The sequence below is a fragment of the Candidatus Egerieousia sp. genome (genome assembly GCF_056211015.1).
On sequence record NZ_JBAELF010000019.1, the window covers coordinates 1 to 4,490 of the forward strand.

Consider the following 4,490-nt stretch of genomic DNA (forward strand, 5'->3'; position numbering starts at 1 on the left):
TGCCATTGCACGGAAGTCTGTGCCTGAAGGATATCCTGCGCTCATTGAATAAAGCATGAGGAACAGGTAAGCAATTCCGGTGATTCCCATACCGATGGCAATCTTTCGAGGCGTTGACACCTCCTTGCCCTTGCGGCTGAGAGCTGCGAATATCGCCATTATGACAGGAGTGAGGACAATCACGAAGAACGGATTGACGGCCTGCCAGATTTCCGGGGCGATGGCGTCAGTCTTCACGAAGTCACGTGCGAACAGTGAGAGTGACTGGCCGTTCTGGTGGAACGAGAGCCAGAAGAAGATGCAGATGCCAAGCACTGCGAACAGGGCTGCCATACGCTGCTTGATTTCCTTTGCCATTGCAAGTTTCTCTTCCTGAGTGTAGCCTGCAACTTCCTTGGCGACCTTCTTTGCCGGTTCAGGGAGACCTTTCTTGGTGCAGAGGAATATGATGAGAGAAATAATCATTGCTGCCACTGAAGCGATGAAAGAGTAGTGGACGCCTGCGTTGAACACTTCAAGGTAGTTCTGGCAGAAAGCCATGTCAACAACAGCGCCTCCATTGATTGAAGCCTGGTTTGCGAGCTCTGCCAGGTTCTGCATCTGGTCAGCTGCAAGGTTGCCTCCGTTGTCGATATACTGATGGCAGAGTGAAGGAAGTGCCGCGTTGTAGAGGAATCCGTTTGCCTTGAGCCACCATCCGCGGAGCAGCGGGGCTACGAACGGAGCGACAAGACCTCCGATGTTGATGAATACATAGAAGATCTGGAAGCCTGAGTCGCGCTTTCCCTGAGCTTCCTTGAGAGCCTCAGGACCTTTCTTTGCGGCTTCTGCCTCGAAGTTGTCGTAGAGCTGGCCCACCATTGCCTGAAGGTTGCCCTTGAACAGACCGTTACCGAATGCGATCAGGAACAGAGCCACGCAGGTGAACGGGAGAAGCCAGGAGGCATTGTTCGTTGTTGCGGTGATAGGGACGGCGAGAGCTGCATAGCCGAGAGCCATTACGATAAGACCGGTTTGGATGGTGCCTTTGTAGTTTCTGGTCTTGTCGGCGATAAGGCCGCCCACGAGGGCGAGCACATAGATGCCGCAGTAGAAGAATGAATAGATCAGCGCGCTGGTGCTGTCAGGAATTCCGAACTTCGAGCAGAGGAACAAGACCAGCACGGCGTTCATGATGTAGTAGCCGAAACGCTCGCCCATATTGCTGAGCGCAGCTGCCAGCAGTCCTTTTGGATGACCTTTGAACATATTGATTACCTTTTATTTGTTTATAAATCAGTTGGTTAAATTGTCATTTCTATTGTCGTGGGACATAAGAGGGACGAATTTGCTATTATCCCCAGGCTTATAATACGTCCGTGACCATTTGTCAAGGACTACTGCTGAATCACGCACAAGCACATATCTTCCGTTCAGAGCGAACAGGTATCCGAGCACCAGAGCTGCAACTATCGCAACCGTCAGAAGAGTGCTGCATCTATTTTCTTTCCGTTCCATTTTCACGTTCCATTAACACTTTTATCAGTCTTTCTTTCTCGTCAAGCATCTGCTCCAGATATTTTACCTTCTCGCGCAGCAGAATAACTTCCGGCTCCGTCCTGACAGGCTCTTCCAGAGTCAACATCGAAGTGTCCCAACCGTTCTTATTCTCGACAAGTTTGTTGAACTTATCCGGGGAAAGGCGTGCTGATCCGTTCACAAGCTGCGACATATACGGCCTGCTGACATCGAGATATTTCACGAGGTCAACCTGTCTTAACCTGTTGCACTTCAAAAATTCTTGCAGAGCGTTCATTGAGTTTACCAAATTTTGATTAACATTTCCTGTCCATCAGAATCCGTATAGTCCTCTCCTTCTCATCAAGGATGCGTTCAAGCAGGGTTACCTTTTCCTCCAATGCCTTGTTGCCATTGACGGCACTGTTCACGGCTGCTATGGAGTTCCTGCCCGATGCAATCGCATTGTTCTGAGACGGCTCTTCATCGAAGAATGTCAGAATGCTTACTCCCAGGAGTGATGCGATTTTCTCCAAGTCCCCTGCCTGTATTTTGTTGTTGTTGATGCAACGGTGCAGGTTCGCTTCGCTCATATCAATATCAGCGGCAAGTTTCCTGATACCTCCGGAGTATTTTTCTGCAAGCCTGCGGATTTTCTCTAAATTCATAATAGTCAAGTATTTATCAATCTATTTGAGTGTCAAGACAAAAATATATGCAAGTTTTCGACAAAATTATTTGCAAGTGTCTATATTATTTAATAGTTTTGCATTTGAAATCTACAAACTTTTATTGAATATGGCAACAATTAGAGGTTCTTTTGCTAACGAACTTTATGAAATGCAGGTTGGTGTAAATAGTAACGCAAAATTCCACCAAGAAAATATCTGAAAAAGGGACCAGAGAGAGAAGGCTTTTAGATTTGCGGAGAACAAATCTTAAAACAATGATCTCTATGGACATTAGACAACAAATCCTCCACTTCTACAGGGTAGAAGAACTCAGTCTGCGGGAAATCTCCCGCAAGACTGGAGCGGACCGCAAGACGGTCACACGTCTCATCAACGCCTTCGAAGCCGCAATCAAGGAGAATCCCGAGACTGGGATAGATGAATTCCTTGCCGACAGGCCGAAGTACAAATCCAGAGCCTACAAAGCCAAGGTGGTCAAGGACGCCGTCTCGGCGGAAATTGACAAATGGCTTAAGGAGAACGAACGTCGTCGCAACAACGGTATGCGCAAGCAATGCCTTAAGTGTACAGACATCCACCATGAGCTTCAGAAGAAAGGGTTAAGCGTCAGTTACTCAAGCGTGTGCAAGTACGTCAGACGGAAGAAAGAGGCCAAAGCCCCCAAATCAAAGGACGTGTATTTGCGCATCCATAGAGAGCCGGGCGAGGAGTGTGAGTTTGACTGGGGCGAGGTGAAGCTGTTCATAAAGGGCGAGAAAGTAAGCCTGATGATGGCCGTATTCTGTATGCCCTACAGCAAGTACAGAGAGGCATACCTGTTCCACCGCCAAGACACATTGGCTTTCATGGAATCCCACAGGAACTTCTTCAAATCCATAAACGGCGTACCGCACACGATGGTCTACGACAATATGCGTGTTGCCGTAATCTTCGACGAGAAGACCAAGAAGCCTACCACAGCCCTACAACGTTTGAGTACATATTATAAGTTCCAATGGCGCTTCTGTAATGCCCGTGCCGGTTGGGAAAAAGGCAACGTGGAGCGCAGCGTGGACTATGTTCGCGGACGAGCCTTCACGTCATGTGTTGACTTCGACTCAATAGATGCGGCCCAGGCCTGGCTCTCAAGCGTATGCGATCAACTCAATCAGGAAGTCGCCAGTGCATCAACTGCAGATAAGGAAGACAAGGTTCTTGCTGATATGTGTTATCTCAATGCGTATCCTGGAGAGATTGGCTGCTACGAACTTGCCGACTACACAGCTGACAAACAGGCTACCATCTGTATCAAGACCAATCATTACTCAGTCCCAGAAGAAATGGCCGGCAAAATGGTTACCGTCAGAATGTACAGTGAGAAGATAGTCATACTGGATAAGAATCACAAGCCTGTTGCACAGCACATCAGAAACTATGGTTCGAATCAATGGATCGTGGATATCAACCACTATATCAACACCTTGATGAAGAAAACACAGGCCATATACTACTCGGAAGCCTTCCATCAAATGCCAATGAGTATGCAAGTTATCTACCATAGATACTTCAAAGAAAACGGCAAGGAGTTCCTGCAACTTGTGAAGTACGTACGTGATAACAACATCTCTTATGATGATGTCGTACAAGCTGCTGACAAAATCCGGTGGAATGGCGTAAAGACCTTCACAGCGGACCACTTCAAAGTGGCGTTACAGACACTTGCAGCAAAGGATGAACCCTTCAGGGAAGACCAGAAGACCGATGAGTTCATCGAAATAGAAACAGGCTCTGAGGACATCCTCAGTCAGCTTGAAAATGCAATGGAAAATGGGACCAAATTGCCAGAATGAAACGAAAATGGACCACTACTCACCTGATAACGAGCTCATTAATAAATATATAAAGGAGCTCAAGCTTCCGACTGTCAAGGACAGCCTGGATGATGTTGTGTCCGATGCTGCCGCCCAGCAATGGGACTACCGCAAGTTCTTGCGCGTTCTCTTGCAAAGAGAGGTTGAGCAGCGCATCGAGAACAGGAAGTATATGCGAATAAAGAAGGCCAACTTCGCCCAGTTGAAGTACCTTCAGGAGCTTGTCAGAGAAGATCTTCCGGCCGATGGCCGGAATCTTCTCCCAGAGTTCGAGACCCTCGACTTCATACGCGAGGGGCGTAATATCGTCATGTATGGAAATCCCGGGACCGGCAAGACCCATATTGCCATAGGCCTTGGCATAAAAGCCTGCATGGAGGGCTTCAGCGTGTACTTCACAACTGTTCCGCACCTGCTAACACAGATACGGGAGGCCAAGTCGAACAAGACT

At 48.0% G+C, this 4,490-nt stretch carries 6 protein-coding genes; 2 read left to right on the forward strand and 4 right to left on the reverse strand.

Annotated elements, in window-relative coordinates:
- From AC06L3_RS01305 to AC06L3_RS01320, 4 genes are all read right to left on the reverse strand, one after another.
- Nucleotides 1–1,248 (reverse strand): peptide MFS transporter (locus AC06L3_RS01305; RefSeq protein WP_475668821.1); only part of this gene is annotated, 1,248 nt, incomplete at its 3' end.
- A gap of 27 nt (nucleotides 1,249–1,275) precedes the next feature.
- Nucleotides 1,276–1,497, reverse strand: coding sequence for a hypothetical protein (locus tag AC06L3_RS01310; protein WP_475668822.1), 222 nt, complete (start codon nucleotides 1,495–1,497; stop codon nucleotides 1,276–1,278).
- On the reverse strand, nucleotides 1,478–1,795 hold the full coding sequence (locus AC06L3_RS01315) for a hypothetical protein (protein ID WP_475668823.1): 318 nt from the start codon (nucleotides 1,793–1,795) through the stop codon (nucleotides 1,478–1,480). Before AC06L3_RS01315 ends, AC06L3_RS01310 begins: the two co-directional genes overlap by 20 nt.
- Before the next feature lie 19 nt (nucleotides 1,796–1,814).
- A complete protein-coding gene (locus AC06L3_RS01320) occupies nucleotides 1,815–2,165 on the reverse strand; it encodes a helix-turn-helix domain-containing protein (protein WP_475668824.1) in 351 nt (116 codons plus the stop codon).
- Nucleotides 2,166–2,452: 287 nt separating this feature from the next.
- Between AC06L3_RS01320 and istA the strand changes: the two genes are divergently transcribed.
- Both istA and AC06L3_RS01330 read left to right on the forward strand, forming a co-directional pair.
- Nucleotides 2,453–4,018, forward strand: coding sequence for an IS21 family transposase (gene istA / locus AC06L3_RS01325; RefSeq protein WP_475668825.1), 1,566 nt, complete (start codon nucleotides 2,453–2,455; stop codon nucleotides 4,016–4,018).
- A partial coding sequence (locus AC06L3_RS01330; protein WP_475668826.1) for an ATP-binding protein occupies nucleotides 3,996–4,490 on the forward strand: 495 nt, incomplete at its 3' end. The genes istA and AC06L3_RS01330, both read left to right, overlap by 23 nt.

Bases quoted from the DNA above. Each gene is read 5' to 3' on its own strand.
- AC06L3_RS01310 (WP_475668822.1), bottom strand. From the start codon at position 1,497: ATGGAACGGAAAGAAAATAGATGCAGCACTCTTCTGACGGTTGCGATA.
- AC06L3_RS01315 (WP_475668823.1), bottom strand. From the start codon at position 1,795: ATGAACGCTCTGCAAGAATTTTTGAAGTGCAACAGGTTAAGACAGGTT.
- AC06L3_RS01320 (WP_475668824.1), bottom strand. From the start codon at position 2,165: ATGAATTTAGAGAAAATCCGCAGGCTTGCAGAAAAATACTCCGGAGGT.
- istA (WP_475668825.1), top strand. From the start codon at position 2,453: ATGGACATTAGACAACAAATCCTCCACTTCTACAGGGTAGAAGAACTC.